The following is a 21,612-nucleotide window of genomic DNA, read 5'->3' on the forward strand; positions in this document are numbered from 1 at the left end:
TCATCTAAGCAAGGTTGTGCTTTGCACGTTAATATATTGGTCAAAATTCATCCCCATCTAAAATTTGGGTATTCTTTTAGAATTTATAGATGGGGACTTCTTTTGACATCCCTGTTAAATATCATACGCAATAGGACGCAGATTTTGTCCAAAAACTTGATGATTAAAGGAAACATTTCGTAAATCTTCTCCCCGTCATTTCATTTATCATTTATCATTCGTTTGGAAGTAGGCTTGAAACCTCTCCCAAACTTCTTTCTCCCTAAAGGGAGAGCCTTGAAACCAAAATGAAAGATGTTCAATGTTCAATGTTTCGTCACCCCCTCTCCTCGTCAGCAGCATTTATTGAGGAGGAGTCTCAGAAGGAGTTTCTTCTGATGGTGTGGTTTCTGTGGTTGGCACTGATAAATCTGGTTCGGGTTCTTTAACTTCAGGGGAAGGAATAAAGAACAAAGCAAAAGCTGCCACCACTAAACTAGCAATGCCTAAAGTAGCAGGAACGGCCCTTTGTGCCAAGGGTTCATCTGGGGGACGATAACGACGGGATAAGGGTTTTAATTGTAGGGTTAAGTTGGGTAAGGTAACACCATCAGCTACAAATTGGTCGATTGCTTCAACTAAATCAAATAATTGCACCGTTGTTAAGTTTATTTCTACAGGATTATCTGTTTGAGAGGAAGGATACCAAGTTAAGCGATGAAGATGTTGCCCTGGGACACTCTCAAGGTTAATCTTATCTTCTTCTGATAAACTCTGAACAGGATGAGGAATACCACTCAGGTACCCTTGAGCATATTCACTGACAGTTTTTACTAAATTTTCTAGTAAACTAGAACCCCCCTGGAGTTTCTGGGAAATTCCCAAAAATCGACATTCAGTATTGACTAAAATCGATAGTACAGGCCGAGGATCACTATTATCTGTTGGAGTATTATTCGTTAGCCCTTGCAACACAAGGGTACAATTGGGCAAATTATACTGACGTTGAATATTCACGCAACCTCCCCATCAAATAAACTAATCCAAAACCGTTGCATTCCGGCAGTGCCTGTACAAAATAATAGCTGCTTAAGCAAAAATAGGGCAAGTTCGTTTAACTGCTTTTCTGAACTCAAATAAACCGATACTTTAGCCCGACGAGAGTTCATTCGACTGCGAAAATGAGCTCGGAATTGATCTAAATATTCGGCTAAAAGAAAATGACAAGTCACCGGTAAGCCTTTTTCGTGCATTTGCTGTTCTGCCAGTAACAATTGACGAATTTGCACGGTTAAGGGTTTCACTCGATAATTAGCAATGATTACTAAGGCTTTAGCTTGTTCTATGCTTAAACTATCACGGGTATAAGCTCGTCGCCAAGGATTAGTAGAACGCAATCGCCAGAGGGCAATGCGATTTTTGATGATTTTCTCCAGATTAAAATGTTTGACAGTTGCTAACATTTGCTCTGATGCACCCAATTCTAATGCTTCAAGAGCAAGTAGTAAAAGGTCGATGTGTTGTTGAATACGACCAGCACACCGTTGTCCAGAAATGGTAAAATCTGGTAAAGTATCTAAGATAATAGGTTTTGATTCAACAGAAGAATTAGAATCGGCCATTACAATTAAAAGTTGCACTCATCTACCATAGCATCCGATATGATAGCTTAAATTGAATCAAAATTGTAAATATTAGTAAATTAGTAAATCTGGCTGGCTCGACTTTTTTAAAAAATTTAGACATAAGTGTAGCACCCTAACTTATCATAGCATAAAAAATAAAAAATTTGTAGTACGTTTCTCAAAGCCCCATTATCTCGTTGGTAATTAGGCTCAATTGTTATCAAAATTTAACTTTGTTGACCAATATTGGTGTTATAGGATACACTTTTTTAAACAAAAATACAGTTATTAGAATTAAACTTACAAGTATATTACAGAGTAATTATTACTAAACCAACTGATAATTTTAGTTATTTGATTTTAAGCAAGATTGACTTATGAATAAACTCTTACCTAGTAAGCTTTTTCTGTTTCGAGAAAATCATTTTATTAATCCAAGTATTTGTTTGCTATTATCTGTCATATTTGCAGAAGATATGGAGGCAAAATTAGCATGGCAAAGTCTTAGAAATGAGGTTGAAAAAGACTCTTTATCTTCTGCAAATTATAAAGTTTTTTCACTTCTAATTTCTCGTCTATGTCAATTAGAAATTGAAGATGAACTTATTCCTAAACTGAAGGGAGTTGCACGTTACTCTTGGGTTAAAAATCAAATAAAAGTTCAGGTAATAGCAACATTAATTGAACAACTGCAAAAAAATCAGATCCCGTTTACTTTGTTAAATAATATTGGCTTGTTACTATTTTTATATCAAGATAGTATTAAACTTAATGTTTCTAATATAGCCCTTTTGGTTGCTCCTGATGATGTTTTAAAAACAATTGATATGTTAGAAAAAGAGGGATGGAAACCGAAAGGATTTATTTGCGAAGCTTTACTGGAAGAATTTAGTTTTACCAGACTTGAAAATGAGAATGTTAGTCAAGATATAAAAATAATTGAACTTTTTTGGAAAATGGAGAGTAAAAATAGTTATCATATCATTTCATCGGAATACATTTTTAAGCAAGAACTGGAGGTAATAGAATTTAATAATCATCAAGTTTCTGTATTAAATGCAACTTATCAACTATATTATCTATTATCTATTCTCGGAGACGATGTAAACGTAGCAAGTTGGAGTGTCAATTTTGTTAACTTATTAAAAAATAATCATTATTTAATCGATTGGAATAAAATATCGTACTTACTGAAAGCTAATAATATTCATCTTATTTTGAAAAAGCATAAAATCATAAAAATGCTCAATTTTTTAGAGCAGTTTCATCAGAATAAAAAGCTTGATAAGACTATAGATGAGATTTTAATTACCCCCTCCGATAAATTTGAATTTTGGTTACGAAAGTATAAAAAAATAAATCCATTTTTCCAACGCTTAAATTATCGTTATGAACGATACACAAGAACAGATATTTATAAAAAAAATAATCTGTCAAAACTACGAGGATTTTTCATCTATTTGAAAAGAGAATGGAGACTTAATTCTTATTGGGAACTACCCCAACAAATACTTACTCGTTCATCTAAATATTTAAGGAAATTTGTCAAAGGTTAATAATGAAAATTCTTCATGTTATTCAACAACTATCTTGTGGGGGTGCTGCTAGGGCTATGTTATCCCTAATTAAGTATTGTAGCTTAGATTCTCGTTTTAAACACCAGATTCTTTCTTTATTACCCCCTAATCTTTCTGGTTTTCAAAACGAACAATTAACTGGCCTTCAAGATAAGATTATAGAAGGAAATGAAACTGAAATAAAACAAATAATAGAAGAAGCAGATATTGTTCAAGTCCATTTTTGGAATAGTCCCGAAATGTATGAATTTTTGGCTTCTTCTTTGCCACCTCATCGACTAATAATCTGGTTACATATTGCAGGAAATACTCCTCCTCATATCCTTCCTAAAATGCTGATTAATAATTCAGACAAAGTGATTGCTTCTAGTCCTTATACTCTAGAAATTCAATCTCTTGCTAGTCTAAAAGAGTCAGTTAAATTAGAAAAGATAAAGTCCATTTATTCTATTAGTGATTTTGCGCGTTTAGAGAATTTTGCATCTCAAGAACATCAAGAATTTGTTGTTGGTTATTTAGGAACAACTAACCCAGTTAAAATTCATCCGAATTATATACAAATGAATGGTGATATCAATATTCCTAATATTAGATTTTTAGTTGCTGGTGATGAAACAGGGTGTTTACAACTACAAAAACAAGCTGAAAAATTAAACGTATCTGATAAATTTGAATTTTTAGGATACATTAAAAATATTAAGTCCTTTCTAGAAAAAATAGATGTTTTTGGTTATCCTTTATGTCCTAATAATTATTCTACGGTTGAATTAGTCTTACAAGAAGTTATGTGGGTGGGTATTCCTCCTGTTATTTTTGCTTATGGGGGCGCACAAAGAACTGTTATTCATCAAGAAACAGGTTTAATTGTTCATTCAGAAAAAGAATATCAAGAAGCAATTTTATATCTTTATGAAAATCCTCAAGAAAGAAAAAGATTGGGCGATAATGCTAAAATATATGCACAAAAAAACTTTGCTCATGATTTAATTATGGGACAATGGAAGCAGCTTTATCAAGAAACAATAGAATTGCCTAAAACCCTTCATCAACTTTCGTTTAATTCCGATGTAGGATCTGACATTTTCAGACAAACTTTAGACAAATATGCTGATCCCTTTTGCAAAAGTTTAAGCAGTGATAACATTCAAGAACTTTTAGAGTCTGATAGCATAATTGCTTCCTCTTCACCTGTTTTATATAATATTAGTGGAGGAGGAATTTTGCATTATCAACGTTACTATTCTAAAGACGCTTATTTATCGTTTTGGGGGGGATTAGTTTGGCAAAAACAAGGGCAAAATATTAGAGCGATCGCTTATTTTAAAAAAGCCATACAATTAGGATTTCCTCACTGGAGAATTCATTGGTATTTAGCCAAAGCATTTGAAAAAGTTAAAGCTTTTGATTTAATGAAAACATCTTTACAAGAAGTTATTAATGCTGATCCCTCTTTCGGAGAGGCCAAGAATATGTTAGATTATTATTCTTAAAATACAAATAAAGACAATATTTTAAAAAATTATGAGCAAATATAAGAGCAAAATATTGTTTTTAATAAATTTCAATATATCGAAGCTATTCCTTTGTTTTTAGAACTTACTTTCCCAAAAAGTGATATACAAGAAATTGTGAAAAAACATGATATTATACCTTCAAGAGAAAATCCTTTTTCTCGTATTCGCAAAGTTACTCCTGGAGACTATAAAGCAAAATTAAAACCTGATACTATTTCTCATCTTAATGATATATTTAGTCACACTTTGAGGAAATATAATTATGACTAACATTGATCTTGGTTTATCTCACCCGAAACTGTCTATAAGTGCCATTATTCCTGTCTATAACGGGGAAAAATATTTAGGAGAAGCAATTAACAGTATTTTGACACAAACTTATCCCATTTCTGAAATTATTGTCATGGATGATGGTTCAACCGATCAAACGGCTGAGGTTGTTAAAACATTCCCATCCATTCGCTATTATTATCAAACTAATCAAGGAAGTGCAGTGGCCAGAAATGAAGCGATTAAATTAGCAAAGGGTAACTATTTAGCCTTTTTGGATGCTGATGATCTTTGGTTACCTAATAAGTTAGAGTTGCAAGTCAAAACCTTTCAACAAAACTCAGAGATTGAGATGGTTTCTGGTTACGTTCAACAATTTATTAGTCCCGAATTATCTGAAACTATTAAACAGGAAATTTCTTGTCCACAACAACCAATGGTGGGAACTTTGATGTCAGCTTTATTAATTAAAAAACAGGCTTTTTTCAAGGTAGGCGAGTTTGATGTTAACACAGTTGTAGGAGAATTTATGGATTGGTATAAAAGGGCAATGGATTTAAAGATCCAAATAGTCATGCTTCCAGATACAATTATGAAAAGGCGAATTCATAAAACCAATAAAGGAATTAAACAACGTCAGCAAGCTATTTCAGAATACTTAATGATCGTCAGAAAGTCTATTGCTCAAAAACGAAATTTAAACCAGTAAACTATGACTAATAATAATCTATCCTCAAAACTGATAATCTTTGATGTCGGAACCTATGGACATCATTCCAGTTACTTCAAATATTTATTAACCTATTATTATGAACAGAACTTATCCCAGACTCTAGATATTGTTGTCTCTCCTAAATTTATCAAAAATCATAATGATGTTGTTCAATTAGTTAACATTTATAAGTTAGAAAATGTTAGATTTATTCCCATTACAGAAGCAGAAGAAGATCAGCTAAAAATAGCTAGAGAAAATCTCGGTTTAGATATGATTCGCTTTTTAGGAAATAATCAAAATGATACCTCTTATGCAACTTTAGAATTAAAATTATTTAATCATTATGCTGAGAAAACTCAAGCGAGTCAATCTATGATTATGTATTTAGATGATCAGCGAATGTTAGTTGCTTCTCAGATGAATTTTTTCTGTCCATTTTCAGGGATTTATTTTACCCCGAGATTTCATTATAAGGTTGATAATAATCAATTTGATGCAAAAATAGAAAAAACCAATCAACTACGACAAAAAATGATTATAAAACGTTTCTTAGATCATCCTCAATTGCATAATTTATTTTGTCTTGATACTTTTGCAGTTCAAGAAATTAAATCTAAATTTAAAACTGATAAAATTAGCTATTTACCTGATCCAGTATCAAAAAAATATCAAGAAATAGACAATAAAGTTTTAAGAAAAAAATATCAAATTAGTCAAGAGAAAGTTATTTTTCTTTTATTTGGTTCATTGAGTGAAAGAAAAGGAATGAATCAACTTTTAAAGTCTATTTTGTTACTATCGGATCAAGAATGTCAACAAATTTGTTTAATTTTAGCAGGAAAAATTAATAATTTAGAAACACAAAATGTAGAGTTATTACAAGAAAGAATTAACTATGTCCAAGATAAAAAACCGATACAATTGATTCAGGATAATCAGTTTATTCCCGATGCAAAACTGTCTGAATATTTTCAATTAACAGATATTGTGTTAATAACTTATCCTCGTCATGTAGGAATGAGTGGGGTTTTATTATTAGCATCTGCTTATGAGAAACCCGTTTTAGCTTCCAATTATGGTTTAGTGGGTAAACTGGTTAATAATCATCATCTAGGGATTACCATAAACGCAACTAACCCCGAAGAAATTGCAAATGGAATTAAAAACTATCTAAACAACAGCAAAACCATTAATTTTGAGACAATTTCAGCGCAACAATTTTCTCAAGAACATTCACCTGAAAAATTTAGTAATATTCTTCTTCAGAATTAAATAATGGATAATTCATAGTTGACGTTTCTTGATTTTTAACTGATATTTAATGCTTTCTAAATTTCTCCTTTTTTCTTGATTTTTTATTTTCTCTTTCTCTTGACTCTTAAAAGGAAATTTATACACAAAATATTCTATATCTTTCTGGAACTTTTTTCCAATTAAATTGATTAAATCTGGAGTATAATGCTCAAAATATGATTGGGAAGTAATCGGGTTTTTATTAATAAAAGGTAAGGGTCTTTGAGGGAGATTAAGATGATAACAAATTTTCTGAAAATCCAAGTTTATATTTTCAAATCTGCCTATAAAATCGACAATAACTTTGTCTAAATTTGGAGAAATTAAATAATCTTTTTGACAAGGTTGTGGATCATTATCTAAAACATTATAAACATACTCAGAAAAACATTTACACTGACTTACTTTAGAGTAACTAGGATGAAAAGGCGCACGCAATATATAATTATATAAAGAAAATTGATGCTCCCACGGATTTCTAACAAAGGCAAATTTGAACATTTTATTATATTGAATCTCTCCCAGTTTATCTTGAATCATTTGCGCTGTAGCATGACTAGGAAACTTCTGAGATAGAGTTTTTTCTTCTTCCGTGAGGTACTCGTTTAGATATTGCGTAATACTAGATCCTGCAGTTTTGGGAATATGAATAAAAATAAAATTATGTTTAAAAGAAATTTGCATAAAATCAAAAAGATAAGCTTAGTTAACTGTTTCTTCGCTGTCTTAATTTCTGTTTGACTAACTCAAGGGTAAATTCTTTACGCCATAAACCACTCCAATGATGAATTGCATAGGTTTCTGGAGATATTTGTTGACGAAAATCTTTATTTTTTAAATAATCTTGCCGTGACGCTTTTATGGTAAGAGGATAAAAATAATTGCTAGGTAAAATCGTCATTGTTTCTGGGTGTGGATAACTATTATAAGCACGAGTAACTAAATACACAGAAACAGCATCTAAAACGTCAGGAGATTCTTGATATTTAAGCAAATAATCAAACAAATGTTTCCAGAAAGGATGGAGAGGTTGAGAAGCAATTAAAGCATCACAAACTAGCTTATCAAAACCCCGACTAAGACTCCCCGGTGTCTCAAGATGATCAGGGGGTTCTAAACCAAATACCAGTTGTTTATCAGCTAATAATTGATCAAAATTTTGTAAACATTCAAAATCGAGATCAACATATAATCCACCATAATGATACATAATAAAATGCCGAACAGCATTGGCCTTTTTAATACCTCGATCATAATTATCATAAATGGGTAAAAACCATGAATAATGTTCTGCAATTAAATTACGGTTATCTTCATCTGTCCAGAAACGATACTCCCAGTCTGGATGATGTTCCTTCCATGTTTGTTGTAAACTATAAAACTCGGAGGGAATATCAGGGGTTTTCCATGTTTGGTGAATAATTTTAGGAATAGTAGAAGTTTGATTCATGATGATTATCTAATTATTGATTATTTTTTGTGGCTTAATTTTTTGACAAGATAGTTAGGAGCTTTTTTAATTACTTCATAACGGTTTGACTCGATTATTTCTTCCATTAATTTACACACTTCAGAGTCTGACTTATCTGAAGAATCATCAAACAAAATAAAGCCATCAATTTCCAAATAACGATCTACATTTTCAAAATCACGAGCAGCATAATCATAACTATGATTGCCATCAATATAAGCAAAACTAATCGATTCTCCTAATTTAATTGAACGTTCAAAAATATCTTGAACAACTTCCCCTTTTTCCCAATATTTAAAAAATGTATCTGAATTAGATTCAATAGCATAGGGAAGATCGTGTTTACTAAAAAATAAGACATTTCGTATAAAGTTTTCCTTGATATAATTACTATAATCCTGACAAGTAAGATAGGGATGATCAGCAATTTTTTCTTCAGGATGTCCAGCATTAAAGTCCCAAGGATCGCTACAAATCACCTTATTTTCTTGTTTATATTTGGATTTTAAATAGATAATTAAATTAGTCGATAAACCTGAAAATGAGCCAATTTCAACAATTGGTGAATCACTAGGTAAATGGGAAATAGCATAATCAAAACACCAAATATTACCTATTAGTAACATTCCTGCGTTTCCTGCTCTTAGTTTTTCGATAAAATCATCTGAATTAAGAACTTTTTTCTTAATTAATTCTTGAATTGTTGTTCTTTGATGAGGTTTCATTTTAATAATATCAGGTAGAATTAAATGATTAGGCAGAAAGAAGTTTTAAAATAGTCTCAGGAATTTGCTCCATTTTTGTTCCTAAAGCTAATTGATAACAGGGAACTTTTTGAACTAATTTAGACATAAAATTTAAAGCATTTTGGTTAGCTCCTGGTAACTGGAAAATGGTACTAATAGAAAGAGCAATTAAAGCTTTCCCTGCCGAAATAGGTATAAGGTGAGTGTCTGGTTTTCCCGTTACATAGGGAATTAAAATTGCTTTTAAAGGAAACTCATTAATCACTTTTTCAGGAAAATGTTCATGAACAAATAATAAAGCTTTTTCCGTATCTAAGCGATCGCTATTACGAATTTTAGAGGCTAATTGAGGAAATCTCACTAAATCTTCTTTTCCTTTTAATTTAGCAGTATTATATAAACTGTAAACATGAGGCTGAGGATTTAGCTGTACCAGGGAATAATCGTCACTAGCGTAGGATAAACCAGAATTTAAGCAGGTTAAAGCCGTTGTCGATTTTCCACTTCCCCCTTTTCCTGCCATTAATACCCCACCTTCTTTGGTTCCTACTGCACCTGCGTGAACGTATTGTAACTGACGCTGACTTAGCCACCAATGAAGAATAACCCTCAAACTAGCCCCCATTTCATAATAAGGAGTCTCTTGAGCATCTTCTACCCAATAATAAGCCACATTTTGGGCTAAATCGAGAACACTTAAACGATTAGGATAGGGATAAAAAGCTGTTTTGAGGAAATCACCGCTATAATTATCTATTTCACCCCGTTTATCCTCATATTTCCACCATTTACTACCCAAAAGTGTGACTAAACTAGATAAAAGTAAGGGTAGAGAAGTGTCAGTGGAAATGCTATCCCATAAATGAATGGTTAAATCAGGATTTTGGGTTTCCTCCGTCATTAAATGGGCAATAGAGGGCTTTACAAAAGGAATCAGGACATTTCCAGCAAATTTTAAGCAGATTTTATATTGTCCAATTTCTATGTAGCAGGAGTGACTTCCTGATACTGCTTGTTCGGCCCTTTGAAACCCTTGGGATACTAGATTTAAGTATGCTAAACGATCCTTGTTATCAGTTGTCAAATTTACTTCACGCTGAATCATCGAAAAAAATGGGTTTGAAACCCCGTATTAGAATGACGGCTTTACATTTCAGTGGCTTTAGGTTTCACATTTGAGATAGCCACTAAAACCTCAAATTGTGAGTGAAACTCCCAGCATAGAATCTATTTTAGTTGTGCGCCAAAGTGTAAAAACTGCTATAGTTTAGACGGGAGTATTTTATAATATCATAATGCGGTCATTTTTCAATAATTTCACTCAAATTTTCCGTAGTGATTTGGAACCTAAATCACCAGAATTTAAACAGTTATTTCCTAAAAATGTAAAGATTGAGAGGGTCGCTCAAGGATTTGAATTTACCGAAGGTCCCATTTGGTTAAAGGAAGAAAGCTGTTTACTATTTAGTGACATTCCAGCCAATAAAATTTATCAGTTAACTACCGATGGTAAGGTGAAGATTTTTAGAGAGCCTAGCAATAAATCCAACGGTTTAACGAGAGATCTTCAAGGAAGATTAATTGCCTGTGAACATGAAACAAGAAGAGTAACTAGAACCGAAACCGATGGCTCGATTACTATCATAGCGAATCAATTTGAAGGTAAAAAATTGAATAGTCCTAATGACGTTGTTGTGCGTAGTGATGGTTTGATTTACTTTACTGATCCTCCCTACGGTATTTCATTAGAACAACAAGAACAACCACATCAAGGAGTGTATTGCTGGTCTCCTAATACTAATAATATAACTTTGGTAGCAAAAGATTTTCAACGACCCAATGGTTTAGCCTTTTCAAAAGATGAAAGTTTACTATATATTGATGATTCAGAATGCCATCATTTACGAGTTTTTCGGGTAGAAGAAAACGGTTTATTAAGTGAGCATAAAACTGCCTATAATTTGAAAATAAATCAGCCCGGCTGTCCAGATGGCATGAAAGTTGATCAAGAAGATAATATATATTGTACTGGTGCAGGAGGGATTTGGGTGTTTAATGCTCAAGGGGATCATTTAGGATGGATTAAGCTACCAGAAATACCAGCTAATTGTGCTTGGGGAGATGCTGATTGGCAAAGTTTATATATTACGGCTCGTACCTCGGTTTACAAAATACGAGTTAATATACCAGGAATTAGTCTATGAATTTAACAGAAAGCTTAATTGCGTTAATAAACTTTTTGATTGATTTTTTGTAATCTTTTGTAAGATTTAAAAGCTTTTTTGCTGGAATTATAAATTGATTCATAAAAAAGCGAGAAGCAGCAGAAGGTATTTTTACAGACTCAGGATCAAGGTTCAGTCTAATTAAATGTTGTCGAACTGTTTCTCTTAGATTATCTTGAGGATAAAAACCCAATATTTTTCGAGTTAATCTCAAATTATAGTAATCTTTTGCGCCTTGAGAGAATCCATTAACAACAGCAAAACTGATATCTTCCACTGAAACACAAGCCTGAAATAATCTTTTACAGTCTTCAACACTAATTAATGCTTGAGAACCTCGTTCAATCTGTTCTGAGTTAGTAGGGATTCTAGGATACCATCCTAAACGGATACAAATAACAGAAATATTGTGGTTAGTGGCATATACTTGACCTAAATTTTCTCCGTAGAGTTTACTTACTGCATAATGAGTCTTTGGCCAATTATGAAACTTAGGATGTAAAGGTTGAGAAGGTTTTTTAAGTCCCTTGTCATATCCTCCATAAGTCATCATTGAACTGGCAAAAATGATCTTTTTAATATTTTTACTTTTAGCTACTTCAAAAATATTTAAAGTTCCTTGAATATTATTTTTTAAGATTACCATAGGATGATCTTCTTGAGGAATCGCTGCTAAATGAATTAAGATATCCGCAGGTGGTAATTTTTGCTTAAGCATTTGCTCATCAGAAATGTCGATAATTTCCACAGGAAACCGAGGATGAGGCTGTTGATCGAACAAAATCAGTTGATACTTTTCTCTCAAAACCTCCACTACTGCTTCTCCTACCGTCCCTGAAGCACCAGTAATAATAATTTTTTTCATTTTTTGGTTCAGTGCCAAATTGTACAAACCATGCTATCATTTAACGTCTACTTAAGCAAAAATTAATATACAGGAGTAAAAATGTCAGAACGCTATCAAATCAATAGTCCTAATGTTGTCCATGAAACGTTAGATGGAGAGGTCGTTATCATCCATCTTGAACAGGGGACTTACTATAGTTTTTTAAAGAGTGGTATTGATATTTGGAGTGGTATTGAAAGAGAGCTTTCTGTTGATCAACTAACAGAAGAACTTTGCCAGAAATATGAAGGTGAGTCTTCAACCATTCGGTTAGCAATTGAGCAATTTCTTACTCGTCTTAAAGAAGAAGATTTGATCACGGTTAGTAATCTAAAAACATTAAAAGAAACTACCACTCTAGAACAAGCAAAAAGCAACGAAAAAACCATTTTTGAAGAACCACTTTTAGAAGTGTATACTGATATGCAAGACTTGTTATTATTAGATCCAATTCATGAAGTAAGCGACGAAGGTTGGCCAAATGCTAAAATGGATGATGTTGCTTAATTATTAATAGTAATTTGAGTCGAAAGGCTTGAGTAAGTCAAGCCTTTTTACAAAGATAAGAAATTTTTTTCAAACATCATCCTCTGTTCATGTCACTAACTAATATCACCTCTTTAGAAGAAGATCGGGTTAATTATTTTAAACTGGTCTATGGTGTTTTTTTACAGGCTATATCAAAGACGAAACTGATTAAATATTATATTCAATTTGATTGTTTTGTTATTTGCCTCCAATTTGCAGGAGATAGATTATTTCAGCAAATGACCCCTGCATTTGCCCATTTAAAAACTAAATCTGTGAGTCATCCCCACTTTACAATATGTCTATGGGATGATGTAAGTACAGCAACAACTTTACCTATTTTAATTAGGGATCTTTTAGAACTACTTCATCAAAAAACATGGGATTTCGTTGCCCCAAGAGGTGAAATTAGGAACTACCACGATGAGCGAATTTACAGTGGAATTCATTTTAATCCTGATAATTTAAACTTACTAGATCAACAAGAAAGTTTAGGACTTTTTTGGATAGAAGATGCTAATAAGTTACCTTATTATGAACAAGGATCTCCCCTGAGAATGCTCTTAGCATGGTGGCTGCAAAAACATCGTTATCAATATGTTCATGCAGGGGCTATTGGCAAAAATGAGCAAGGTATTTTAATGCTAGGAAAAGGAGGAAGTGGTAAATCAACCACTACCTTATCTTGTTTGCAAGACTCTTTTTCTTATGCAAGTGATGATTACTGTGCTGTTAGCTTAGAGCCTATCCCCACGGTTCATAGTTTATATAATACTGCTAAATTAAGACAATTAGAAGAGCTACAAAAATTCTATAAACTGCACAATAAATCCAACCTTTTAGACATTATAGAAGCTGAAAAATCTGTTGTTTTTTTATCTAATTTATTTGCTGAAAAAATAGTAAAAAAATTTACTTTAAAAGCAACTCTTCTCCTATCTATTAGTCATCACCAAAATGCTAAACTGCAAAAAATTAGTCCAGCTAAAGCTTTGAAAAATTTTGCACCTTCTAGTATTTTACAAGTTCCCTATGCTAATCAAGATTCACTCACTTTGTTATCTAAATTACTGAAGAAAATACCCTGTTATGAATTAGAATTGAGCCAAGATTTTCAAGAAAATGTTAAACTGATTGACCAATTATTTAATGACGAAATATCATGAATGCCTCCCAAGTTAATACGATTTTTAACTATTTAAGAGAAACATTACACTTAGGAAAAGCTTTAGGGCTAATCTGGAAAAGTTCACCACGTTGGACTCTCGCTCGGGGCTTACTGATTTTTGTACAAGAGGGTTTACCTTTAATTGTTATTTATCTCAACAAAATCTTGATAGATGTCATTAGTAAACAAATAAAAACTGGACAAGAAAACATCGATTATCAGTCTTTCTTAACACCTATTATTGCTATTATATTTGTTTCTTTATTAATCACTTTATTTAACTCTTTAGGGAATATAATCAAAAAATTTCAATCTAAGTTAGTAATTGAATATGTTAATGATATTTTACACTCAAAAGCGATAGAAATGGATCTGGAATATTACGAAGATCCAGAATATTATAATATGTTAGCCCGCGCCACCAAACAATCAGCCTCTCGTTGTAATAGTTTAATTGAGCGTTTAGTTGAATCAAGTCGAAATTTATTAGGTTTAACTACCATTGGTGGAATACTTGTCCTTTTTGATTGGCGACTTCCTTTGCTCATTCTAATTACAGTAATTCCCCGAATCTATATCCGCTTTAAAATGACAAAAAAGGTTTATGAGTGGGAGCAAAAACGAACAGGTACTCAAAGATTAGCTAACTACTATGGTAGATTAATGACTAATGATAGTTATGTGAAAGAAATTCGTATTTTTGATTTAGGTCATTTGTTCAAAGAACGATTCTTAAAATTAAAAAAACGTCTGATTAGAGAAGAACTTAATATTAGTTTAGAATGGGCTAAAATTAATGTTTTTACTGAAAGTGTTTCAGTTTTAGTAATTTGGGGAGTTTATGGTTTTATTGCTTATCAAGCGTTTCAAGGAAAACTAACATTGGGAGATTTGGTGATGTATCATCAATTTTTCCAGAGAGCTTATGGTTCACTTTGGAAAATTTTTGGCAGTTTAAGCGGATTATATGAGGATAATTTATACTTAAATAATTTTTATGAATTCCTCTCTCTTCAGCCTAAAATGAAAGAACCTCTTAATCCTTGTCAAATTCCCAAGCAAATACAAAAAGGCTTTAACTTTCACAATGTATCTTTTCAGTATCCCCATAGTTATCGGTCTGCTCTTAAAGAGATTAACTTACAAATTCGTCCGGGGGAAGTGATTGCTTTAGTCGGAGAAAATGGTTCAGGAAAAACCACTTTAATTAAATTACTTTGTCGTCTCTATGACCCAACTAAAGGAAAAATTACCTTGGATGGAGTTGATTTAAAGGATTTTTCTGTGAGAGAATTACGTCGTCAATTTAGCGTCATCTTTCAAGATTATGTCAAATACCACCTCAGTGTTAAGGAAAATATTTGGTTTGGTAACATTGACTATTCTCTTGATAATCCTAAAATTAATGAAGTTGCCCGTTATTCAGGAATTGATGAAGTGATTCAAAAATTTCCTCAAAAATATGAAACAATCTTGGGTAAACAATTACAAAAAGGAGAAGAATTAAGTATTGGACAATGGCAAAAATTAGTGATTGCAAGAGCTTGTCTTAGAGATTCACAACTGATTATTTTAGATGAACCTACCAGTGCTTTAGACCCTAAAGCAGAAGCTCAAATATTTCAAAAATTTCGTGAACTTTTACAAGGACGTTCTGCTATTTTGATTACTCATCGATTATCAACGGTGAAGATGGCAGATTATATTTATGTTTTAAAAGACGGTAATTTAATAGAAGAAGGAACCCATAAAAGTTTAATAGCTGATTCTGGTTATTATGCTCATCTTTTTGAAACTCAAGCCAAAAATTATCGGGAATAATTATAATGAATCTCCCGTTTTCCAAACGGGAGAGCAACACAGTTTTGATTAACGAACCACAAGGATTAAAGTAGCAATCAATAAAGCAACTGAGGCAGCCGGAACCATTAAAATTACTTTTCGATAGACAGAAGCACTACTGTCTATTATAGCACTACGCATTTTAGTTAGGACATTGATAAACCTTAAAATCCTTTTCTGGCCTACTTTTGCCTTTTGCCTTTTGCCTTTTGACTTTCGCGTAGCGGTATAGCACTACGAGCAGTACCATCAGGCATTAAAACTATTTTTCAATACTACGCAGGTTTTACTGCTAAATATTCCTTATATGGGGGAATCCATCCCCCCATACTCCCTGGGTACAGTTTTCGACGATAACTGGTCACTGTTCACTGTTCTATCACTTCAAACTCTACCTCTTCAAGAGACAATAAAATTGATTCAGGACGATAATTCAACGGATTTTGCTCTAATCTGACCAACCACCGTCCTTTCTTTTCTTTTGCTTCGATAAGTCCTTCAAAACCTCTAGCATAGTCAGGGTAAATAATACGCACGACCATTCCAATGCAGATGGTAACCATATTTTTCTCCATAATATAAAAACGTCAAGTTAAGATTAACTTTAAGTTAAGTCTAAATTAAAAAAAGATATTGTACAACAAAATTATTGATAAAGTTTATCAAAAAAACGGACAGTTATGCACAATTGACTACCAAGGGTATAATTTGTCAAGAATTCGTAATCAAAATTATTTTTATGTTGATCTCAAACAAGTATAAATTTATTTTTATCCATATTCACAAAACCGGGGGAACCAGTATAAAATCTGCTCTGCGATCGCGGATACCTCTTACCGATGTTTTAATAAGTCACCTTTTTTCTGGTAATACTAGAGCTAAAGATGTCGTGTATAATTATCAATTAATGCAAAAAAGTTATAATGTCAAAAAAACACATTCTTTTCAAGCTGTAAATAAATTACAAGAAAAAGTTAAGAGTAATTTCTTCTCCCGTCCTTTTTCTCTAGATAACTATTTTAAATTTGCTTTTGTCCGTAATCCTTGGACTCATCAAGCGTCACTTTATCATCATATTCTTAGGGATACTAAGCATTTTCAACATGAAGCAGTTAGCAAAGCAGGCAATTTTGAAAACTATATTGACTGGTTAGTTCATGACTCAAATCAGACTCAACAAAAGGAGTTTATCACTGATTATAATGGTGAAGTAATTATTGATTTTGTTGGTCGTTTTGAGAACATAGAAGTTGATTTTCAGACTATTTGTAAAACCCTAAACTTAGATATAAAACTTCCTCATGTTAATCGCAATCCCCATGCTAAAAAAGATTATAGAGATTATTATACAAAAGAAACTCAGAAGATGTTGTATGATTATTTTCGAGAAGATATAGAATTTTTTGGCTATTCTTTCCCTGAAAAATCTTGATTTTAATTATTATTTATTATTTACTTTTAAAGTATTTATTTAAAAGCATTTGAGCAAAATTTTCGGGGGAATGCTCCTCTACTAACTGCTGCATTTTATGATAATTACACAAAGATTCAGGTGCAGTTTTTAAGCAGTGTTGTAAAGCCTCAGCAATAGCTTTTGGAACGACTGCATCCACTGTTAATCCTAATTGATAGCGACGGGTTATTTCTCCCATTAAACCAAAGTTAGAACTTAATACCGGTTTACCTGAGATCGCTGCTAAAAAGAGAATTCCACTCATTCCTGCATGACGAGGATAAGCTGTTAAGATTACATCTGCTAGTTTAAAGTAACTGAGGACTTCTTGATCAGGGATAAACTCATATTTCTCAATAATTTGAACAGGTTTTTGTTCTCGTACTAAATTGACTCGTGACTTTAATAAATTAATGTCTGTATTAGGTTCAGCTTGTCCCACTACTAAGAGACAAATTTGTTGACAAAGTTCAGGAGATAACAAGAGAATTGCTTGCAGAATTTCATAAATTCCTTTGCGTTTGCCCAGAGAACCAAATAAAAGAAAAACTTGACGCTCAGTATCTATATTTAAGTGAGTAATAGTAGATACTTCTGACTTTTGTTTACGAACTAGATCTGGCAAAAAAACAACTTTATCAGTCTTATTTTGCCGATTCATTTCCTCAGTTGCAAAGGGATCTAAACAAAATAAAGTGTCTAATTGAGCATGACGTAAAAAGCGGGCAATAATCAGTTTCTGTTGCAGATAATAAGCTTGACGAATTTTATCAGGTGGATGTTCTGGAAACTTGGGATAATGAAACTGAGGAGTAAAATAAATACCCGAAAAAGGACAAGGAAAATCAGCCTTTGCTGCATTCAATAAGCGACCATCATCTAAATAAAGAATGATGGCATGATCTACATTTAAAACCTCAGCATAGTGGCGAAATAGATCAAATTCAATTTCAAAACCAGAATTAGATTTTTGAGACTGTAATAAATCAAAAAACTTCACTCCTAGCTTAGATTTTGCTGTATCAAATTGTTCCTGTTCTGTCTCAGTAATAGCTATGCAGTTGACTTGTGCTTTTTTAGCTAATTCCACCACATCCGAGTGTCTCTGGAAAAAGTGCCGAGATACCACTATTTCTAACTCAAAATCCCAAGACTGCTGATTAAAATACTCGATAATACAGCGAAGATAACTGGGATGATGTCCATAGCTTCCTAAGTCAAAAAGTAATTGTTTTTCCGGCATTTTAGAACAGAAAATAGAAAAAGATAACAATAAAATATAAGTACCTGGACAAAAATAAACGTTACAGTTGAGAAGAGGCAGGAGGCAGGAGGCAGGAGGCAGAAGTAAGGCTAAAGCTATGTTTACATAAGTTAATACAGTGCTGTTTACTTATGTCAGACTACTTATAATTAGTCGGTGATATTTTTCAGGTACAATAACAACACCATGAGCCAAGCCACTTTTTTGTTACTAACACCTGATTTTAAACCGTTAACAGGTGGAATTGCCGAGTATTTACATCAACTTTGGCAAAACATTGCCCAGAGTTATCCTGCTATGGTGATCTCTTCCGTTCCCGTATCAGAGACTTGGGAACATGATTATACACTACAGGTTATTCCTTCGGACTCGACACCCAGAAACCCAAGCTTAGAAATGCTGCGGATTAAAAAACGAACAGCCTTTTTAAAAGGGATGATAGCTGAATTATCGGATAATTTGCAAGTTTTTATCGGTGTTTGGAACGTTGAAACCCATTTTTGGTGCGAACTCTTGCAAAATTTGGAAATTCCTTACTCCGTTTTTGCTTATGGTTTAGAGTTGTTTTCTCCCGTTTATAACCGCTTCCAAAACTGGCGAGAAAAGGACTTAAAACAAGCTAAGGCTATTTATGGGGTGAGTTTACCCACTTGTCAATTAGTGGAAACCATTGTTGGCGAAGAAACCCCTGTTCATGTTGCTTATCCTGGGGTTAATGCCATCTCTAATTATGAAGCTATAATCTCCTTAGCTAAGGATCTCAGAGAACAGTTTCATTTACAAGATCAGTTGGTTTTATTAACGGTAGCAAGGCTAATTCCTCGTAAGGGTGTTGATTTTGTCTTAAAAAGTTTGCCAAAATTATTAGCTGAATTTCCCCATGTTCATTACTTTATCATTGGTTCCGGAAAGGAAAAAGAGGCTTTACAAAAGCTGACTCAATCGCTACAACTTAATCAAGTCTATTTTATGGGTCAGGTGGATGAGTTGACAAAACAGGCATTTTATGAACTGTGTGACTTATTTGTGATGCCCAACCGAACATTAGCACAGACGGACTGGGAAGGCTTTGGCATAGTTTTCCTTGAAGCTGCCTTAGCAGGGAAACCCTCCATTGGTGGGGATAATGGAGGGGTTAAGGATGCAGTGATGGCAGACGTGACAGGGTTATTGGTGGACACCAGCGAAGCAGAACCCACCTATCAAGCTATTCGTCAACTTTTACTGGATCAACCCCTACGCTTAAAAATGGGACAGGCGGCCTTAGAACGAGTACAACAAGACTTTACTTGGGAGGCGATCGCACCTCGTTTTCTCGAACAACATCTAATTTTGCCGTAAACTGCTTATGACCCGTTGCTGATAACCTCTTAATCCCTGATGCTCGGGATGGCGTTTGAGGGCTTGTTGAAGGGCAATAAGGGCGTAGGTTTTGCGGTTCATCTCTAACAACCGATCTATGACATTTAGTAAGGTATCTGGGTCAGGTTGACCTATACTCCAAGCAAAATGACGGTCAACATAGTTTTGATCCACTGCCACTGTTTCAGGATGATGCAAGGGGAACTCTAAGGAATAATTCTGCTGAGTCATCTGTAAAATAGAATTGGTTTTCGTGTGTAACGCCTTTTCCCCTACTCCGGAGTGAGTTACTAAATTCATCGCCGGAATAATAGATAGTCCACCCTTAGCTAACTGCGCTAATGACCATTGATAGTCCCAAGTATCCAAACGGTTTAGGGTTTGTTGACAGCGCAAAGCGAAATAATCAACTTGTTGAGTATCACCTAGTAATTGAGCGATCGCATCTCTAATCCTTTGCTCTTGCCATTGGCGCATCTCATAATCATAATATTGCCATGATCGCTGCCAACTGCCCCAACCCCAACTACTCCCATAGTAAGAAAAATGATAACTTTGTTCTGAGCAACGCCAACGACTTAAACGGTTATGACCACAAATTTGAGTAACTCGTTGATCATCAGCATAATGATCCAGCAACACTTCACAAAAGCGGAAAAAACTGGGATCGGGTAAACAATCATCTTCCAAAAAAATAGCTCTAGGAACTTGAGAGAACACCCAACTGACTCCAGAAGCAATGCGCCTACCACATCCTAAGTTTTCCTCAGCATAGTTGCGAATTACGTCACATTCCCAATCAATGTTTTCAACCATCGCCTGAGTTGCAGCACATTGGGCTTGATCTTCGGGATGGTTAGGGCGACAACCATCAGCAATAATGAATAAAATAGGGGGTTTTACCCTGCGAATTACCTCAAAGACTTGCTTAGTGGCTTCTGGTCGGTTAAAAATAAACAAAGCAACGGGAGTCTGTAGTTGCCACATTGTATTTATATCTGGTTAAGTTTAAACATGGCCAAACCTTTTGTCAGCGTTCTTGTTACGGTTAGAAATGGGGAGCGTTATCTGTCCCAAGCCTTAGAAAGTATCATGGCGCAAACCTATGACCATTATGAAATCATTCTAGTCGATGGTCAGTCAGAAGATAAAACGGCAGCGATCGCAAAATCCTATCCTCTCCGTTACCTTCAACAAGAAAGCCTTGGACTTGCCCCAGGTCGTAATACAGGAATATTAGCTGCTCAAGGTGAACTGATCGCTTTTTTGGACCACGATGATCTCTGGAGTCCTCAAAAGCTAGAAACTCAAGTGAAATATCTAGAAAATTCCGATTTTCAAGGAAGCGTTGCCCAACTACAATTTTTCTTAGAAGCTAGTTATTCTCTTCGCCCTGGTTTTAAACAGGAGTCCCTCGAGCAACCGCAAGTTGGCTACACTCCTGGAACTTTAATGGTAAGACGGGAAATCTTCCAAACAGTGGGCTTATTTGATCCACAATATGATATCGGTTGTGATGCAGACTGGTTTGCCCGACTGAAAGATAGTAACATTGCCATAAAAATCCTTGATGACGTTCTTCTCCGTAAACGTCTCCACCATACTAACCTCTCTAATAACGTCAGAGTGAGTAAGCAGGAGTTATTTCAAGTGGTTCGGGCTTCTATTGAACGTCAGCGTAACCTTTGTTAGTG

General features: G+C 33.9%; 22 protein-coding genes. 12 read left to right on the plus strand and 10 right to left on the minus strand.

The genetic code is table 11. From position 1 onward, the window contains the following. Positions 1 to 342: 342 nt before the first annotated feature. The gene (locus tag QNJ66_RS14925) at positions 343 to 996 is read right to left on the minus strand and encodes a DUF4335 domain-containing protein (protein WP_300508260.1); all 654 of its coding nucleotides are present in this window, start codon (positions 994 to 996) and stop codon (positions 343 to 345) included. Next, the gene (locus QNJ66_RS14930; RefSeq protein ID WP_300508357.1) at positions 993 to 1,601 is read right to left on the minus strand and encodes a DUF3038 domain-containing protein; all 609 of its coding nucleotides are present in this window, start codon (positions 1,599 to 1,601) and stop codon (positions 993 to 995) included. The genes QNJ66_RS14925 and QNJ66_RS14930 overlap by 4 nt, the downstream gene beginning before the upstream one ends. A gap of 380 nt (positions 1,602 to 1,981) precedes the next feature. On the opposite strand from QNJ66_RS14930, the gene QNJ66_RS14935 reads away from it, so the two are divergent. From QNJ66_RS14935 to QNJ66_RS14955, 5 genes are all read left to right on the plus strand, one after another. Then, positions 1,982 to 3,160, plus strand: coding sequence for a nucleotidyltransferase family protein (locus QNJ66_RS14935; RefSeq protein ID WP_300508262.1), 1,179 nt, complete (start codon positions 1,982 to 1,984; stop codon positions 3,158 to 3,160). A gap of 2 nt (positions 3,161 to 3,162) precedes the next feature. After that, on the plus strand, positions 3,163 to 4,671 hold the full coding sequence (locus QNJ66_RS14940; protein ID WP_300508263.1) for a glycosyltransferase family 4 protein: 1,509 nt from the start codon (positions 3,163 to 3,165) through the stop codon (positions 4,669 to 4,671). 138 nt (positions 4,672 to 4,809) lie between these two features. After that, entirely contained in the window at positions 4,810 to 4,965 is a 156-nt protein-coding gene (locus QNJ66_RS14945) for a hypothetical protein (protein ID WP_300508265.1), read from the plus strand. Then, positions 4,958 to 5,674 carry a glycosyltransferase family A protein gene (locus QNJ66_RS14950; RefSeq protein WP_300508267.1) on the plus strand — a complete coding sequence of 239 codons (717 nt, stop codon included), beginning with the start codon at positions 4,958 to 4,960 and terminating at the stop codon, positions 5,672 to 5,674. Before QNJ66_RS14945 ends, QNJ66_RS14950 begins: the two co-directional genes overlap by 8 nt. A 3-nt stretch (positions 5,675 to 5,677) precedes the next feature. Next, positions 5,678 to 6,952 (plus strand): glycosyltransferase, encoded by a 1,275-nt coding sequence (locus QNJ66_RS14955; protein ID WP_300508269.1) that lies wholly within the window; start codon positions 5,678 to 5,680, stop codon positions 6,950 to 6,952. A gap of 12 nt (positions 6,953 to 6,964) precedes the next feature. Here QNJ66_RS14955 and QNJ66_RS14960 read toward each other — a convergent pair whose 3' ends face one another. Genes QNJ66_RS14960 through QNJ66_RS14975 form a run of 4 tightly spaced genes read right to left on the minus strand, consistent with a single transcriptional unit; the run spans position 6,965 to position 10,274 of the window. Then, a complete protein-coding gene (locus tag QNJ66_RS14960) occupies positions 6,965 to 7,657 on the minus strand; it encodes a sulfotransferase family 2 domain-containing protein (protein ID WP_300508270.1) in 693 nt (230 codons plus the stop codon). A 22-nt stretch (positions 7,658 to 7,679) separates the two neighbouring features. Next, positions 7,680 to 8,423, minus strand: a complete 744-nt coding sequence (locus tag QNJ66_RS14965; RefSeq protein ID WP_300508272.1) for a glycosyltransferase — start codon at positions 8,421 to 8,423, stop codon at positions 7,680 to 7,682. Positions 8,424 to 8,443: 20 nt separating this feature from the next. Beyond that, on the minus strand, positions 8,444 to 9,169 hold the full coding sequence (locus QNJ66_RS14970; protein ID WP_300508274.1) for a class I SAM-dependent methyltransferase: 726 nt from the start codon (positions 9,167 to 9,169) through the stop codon (positions 8,444 to 8,446). A gap of 28 nt (positions 9,170 to 9,197) precedes the next feature. Further along, entirely contained in the window at positions 9,198 to 10,274 is a 1,077-nt protein-coding gene (locus QNJ66_RS14975; protein WP_300508276.1) for a hypothetical protein, read from the minus strand. Between the two features lie 211 nt (positions 10,275 to 10,485). On the opposite strand from QNJ66_RS14975, the gene QNJ66_RS14980 reads away from it, so the two are divergent. Next, positions 10,486 to 11,394, plus strand: a complete 909-nt coding sequence (locus QNJ66_RS14980; RefSeq protein WP_300508278.1) for an SMP-30/gluconolactonase/LRE family protein — start codon at positions 10,486 to 10,488, stop codon at positions 11,392 to 11,394. Here the strand turns inward: QNJ66_RS14980 and QNJ66_RS14985 are convergent. Further along, positions 11,384 to 12,280 (minus strand): NAD(P)-dependent oxidoreductase, encoded by an 897-nt coding sequence (locus QNJ66_RS14985; protein ID WP_300508280.1) that lies wholly within the window; start codon positions 12,278 to 12,280, stop codon positions 11,384 to 11,386. The two genes, QNJ66_RS14980 and QNJ66_RS14985, sit on opposite strands and share 11 nt — an antisense overlap. Before the next feature lie 81 nt (positions 12,281 to 12,361). On the opposite strand from QNJ66_RS14985, the gene QNJ66_RS14990 reads away from it, so the two are divergent. The 3 genes from QNJ66_RS14990 to QNJ66_RS15000 all read left to right on the plus strand — a co-directional run bounded on the left by QNJ66_RS14990 (position 12,362) and on the right by QNJ66_RS15000 (position 15,818). Further along, positions 12,362 to 12,808, plus strand: a complete 447-nt coding sequence (locus tag QNJ66_RS14990) for a PqqD family protein (protein ID WP_300508281.1) — start codon at positions 12,362 to 12,364, stop codon at positions 12,806 to 12,808. An 89-nt stretch (positions 12,809 to 12,897) separates the two neighbouring features. After that, positions 12,898 to 13,995: a hypothetical protein gene (locus QNJ66_RS14995; protein ID WP_300508283.1), complete on the plus strand. Its 1,098-nt coding sequence runs from the start codon at positions 12,898 to 12,900 to the stop codon at positions 13,993 to 13,995. Then, a complete protein-coding gene (locus QNJ66_RS15000; RefSeq protein ID WP_300508285.1) occupies positions 13,992 to 15,818 on the plus strand; it encodes an ABC transporter ATP-binding protein in 1,827 nt (608 codons plus the stop codon). The genes QNJ66_RS14995 and QNJ66_RS15000 overlap by 4 nt, the downstream gene beginning before the upstream one ends. Before the next feature lie 389 nt (positions 15,819 to 16,207). Here the strand turns inward: QNJ66_RS15000 and QNJ66_RS15005 are convergent, their stop codons facing one another. After that, positions 16,208 to 16,402 carry a hypothetical protein gene (locus QNJ66_RS15005; RefSeq protein WP_300508287.1) on the minus strand — a complete coding sequence of 65 codons (195 nt, stop codon included), beginning with the start codon at positions 16,400 to 16,402 and terminating at the stop codon, positions 16,208 to 16,210. A gap of 176 nt (positions 16,403 to 16,578) precedes the next feature. On the opposite strand from QNJ66_RS15005, the gene QNJ66_RS15010 reads away from it, so the two are divergent. After that, on the plus strand, positions 16,579 to 17,271 hold the full coding sequence (locus QNJ66_RS15010) for a sulfotransferase family 2 domain-containing protein (protein WP_300508289.1): 693 nt from the start codon (positions 16,579 to 16,581) through the stop codon (positions 17,269 to 17,271). Between the two features lie 16 nt (positions 17,272 to 17,287). Here QNJ66_RS15010 and QNJ66_RS15015 read toward each other — a convergent pair whose 3' ends face one another. After that, entirely contained in the window at positions 17,288 to 18,535 is a 1,248-nt protein-coding gene (locus QNJ66_RS15015) for a glycosyltransferase (protein WP_300508291.1), read from the minus strand. Between the two features lie 207 nt (positions 18,536 to 18,742). Here QNJ66_RS15015 and QNJ66_RS15020 point away from each other — a divergent pair, with 207 nt between their 5' ends. Then, positions 18,743 to 19,897, plus strand: a complete 1,155-nt coding sequence (locus QNJ66_RS15020) for a glycosyltransferase family 4 protein (protein WP_300508293.1) — start codon at positions 18,743 to 18,745, stop codon at positions 19,895 to 19,897. On the opposite strand, the gene QNJ66_RS15025 is transcribed toward QNJ66_RS15020, so the two are convergent. Continuing rightward, a complete protein-coding gene (locus QNJ66_RS15025; RefSeq protein ID WP_300508295.1) occupies positions 19,883 to 20,905 on the minus strand; it encodes a glycosyltransferase family 2 protein in 1,023 nt (340 codons plus the stop codon). The genes QNJ66_RS15020 and QNJ66_RS15025 overlap by 15 nt on opposite strands. A gap of 27 nt (positions 20,906 to 20,932) precedes the next feature. On the opposite strand from QNJ66_RS15025, the gene QNJ66_RS15030 reads away from it, so the two are divergent. Then, the gene (locus tag QNJ66_RS15030; RefSeq protein WP_300508297.1) at positions 20,933 to 21,610 is read left to right on the plus strand and encodes a glycosyltransferase family A protein; all 678 of its coding nucleotides are present in this window, start codon (positions 20,933 to 20,935) and stop codon (positions 21,608 to 21,610) included. The last annotated feature ends 2 nt before the right edge of the window (positions 21,611 to 21,612 follow it).

Origin of the sequence: Crocosphaera sp. (assembly GCF_030064895.1) — a bacterium.
GTDB lineage: Bacteria > Cyanobacteriota > Cyanobacteriia > Cyanobacteriales > Microcystaceae > Crocosphaera.

Excerpts from the sequence above, each read along its gene's own strand:
- QNJ66_RS14930 (WP_300508357.1), bottom strand. The coding sequence starts at position 1,601 with ATGGCCGATTCTAATTCTTCTGTTGAATCAAAACCTATTATCTTAGAT.
- QNJ66_RS14935 (WP_300508262.1), top strand. The coding sequence starts at position 1,982 with ATGAATAAACTCTTACCTAGTAAGCTTTTTCTGTTTCGAGAAAATCAT.
- QNJ66_RS14940 (WP_300508263.1), top strand. The coding sequence starts at position 3,163 with ATGAAAATTCTTCATGTTATTCAACAACTATCTTGTGGGGGTGCTGCT.
- QNJ66_RS14950 (WP_300508267.1), top strand. The coding sequence starts at position 4,958 with ATGACTAACATTGATCTTGGTTTATCTCACCCGAAACTGTCTATAAGT.
- QNJ66_RS14955 (WP_300508269.1), top strand. The coding sequence starts at position 5,678 with ATGACTAATAATAATCTATCCTCAAAACTGATAATCTTTGATGTCGGA.
- QNJ66_RS14960 (WP_300508270.1), bottom strand. The coding sequence starts at position 7,657 with ATGCAAATTTCTTTTAAACATAATTTTATTTTTATTCATATTCCCAAA.
- QNJ66_RS14965 (WP_300508272.1), bottom strand. The coding sequence starts at position 8,423 with ATGAATCAAACTTCTACTATTCCTAAAATTATTCACCAAACATGGAAA.
- QNJ66_RS14970 (WP_300508274.1), bottom strand. The coding sequence starts at position 9,169 with ATGAAACCTCATCAAAGAACAACAATTCAAGAATTAATTAAGAAAAAA.
- QNJ66_RS14980 (WP_300508278.1), top strand. The coding sequence starts at position 10,486 with ATGCGGTCATTTTTCAATAATTTCACTCAAATTTTCCGTAGTGATTTG.
- QNJ66_RS14985 (WP_300508280.1), bottom strand. The coding sequence starts at position 12,280 with ATGAAAAAAATTATTATTACTGGTGCTTCAGGGACGGTAGGAGAAGCA.
- QNJ66_RS14990 (WP_300508281.1), top strand. The coding sequence starts at position 12,362 with ATGTCAGAACGCTATCAAATCAATAGTCCTAATGTTGTCCATGAAACG.
- QNJ66_RS14995 (WP_300508283.1), top strand. The coding sequence starts at position 12,898 with ATGTCACTAACTAATATCACCTCTTTAGAAGAAGATCGGGTTAATTAT.
- QNJ66_RS15000 (WP_300508285.1), top strand. The coding sequence starts at position 13,992 with ATGAATGCCTCCCAAGTTAATACGATTTTTAACTATTTAAGAGAAACA.
- QNJ66_RS15005 (WP_300508287.1), bottom strand. The coding sequence starts at position 16,402 with ATGGTTACCATCTGCATTGGAATGGTCGTGCGTATTATTTACCCTGAC.
- QNJ66_RS15010 (WP_300508289.1), top strand. The coding sequence starts at position 16,579 with ATGTTGATCTCAAACAAGTATAAATTTATTTTTATCCATATTCACAAA.
- QNJ66_RS15015 (WP_300508291.1), bottom strand. The coding sequence starts at position 18,535 with ATGCCGGAAAAACAATTACTTTTTGACTTAGGAAGCTATGGACATCAT.
- QNJ66_RS15020 (WP_300508293.1), top strand. The coding sequence starts at position 18,743 with ATGAGCCAAGCCACTTTTTTGTTACTAACACCTGATTTTAAACCGTTA.
- QNJ66_RS15025 (WP_300508295.1), bottom strand. The coding sequence starts at position 20,905 with ATGTGGCAACTACAGACTCCCGTTGCTTTGTTTATTTTTAACCGACCA.
- QNJ66_RS15030 (WP_300508297.1), top strand. The coding sequence starts at position 20,933 with ATGGCCAAACCTTTTGTCAGCGTTCTTGTTACGGTTAGAAATGGGGAG.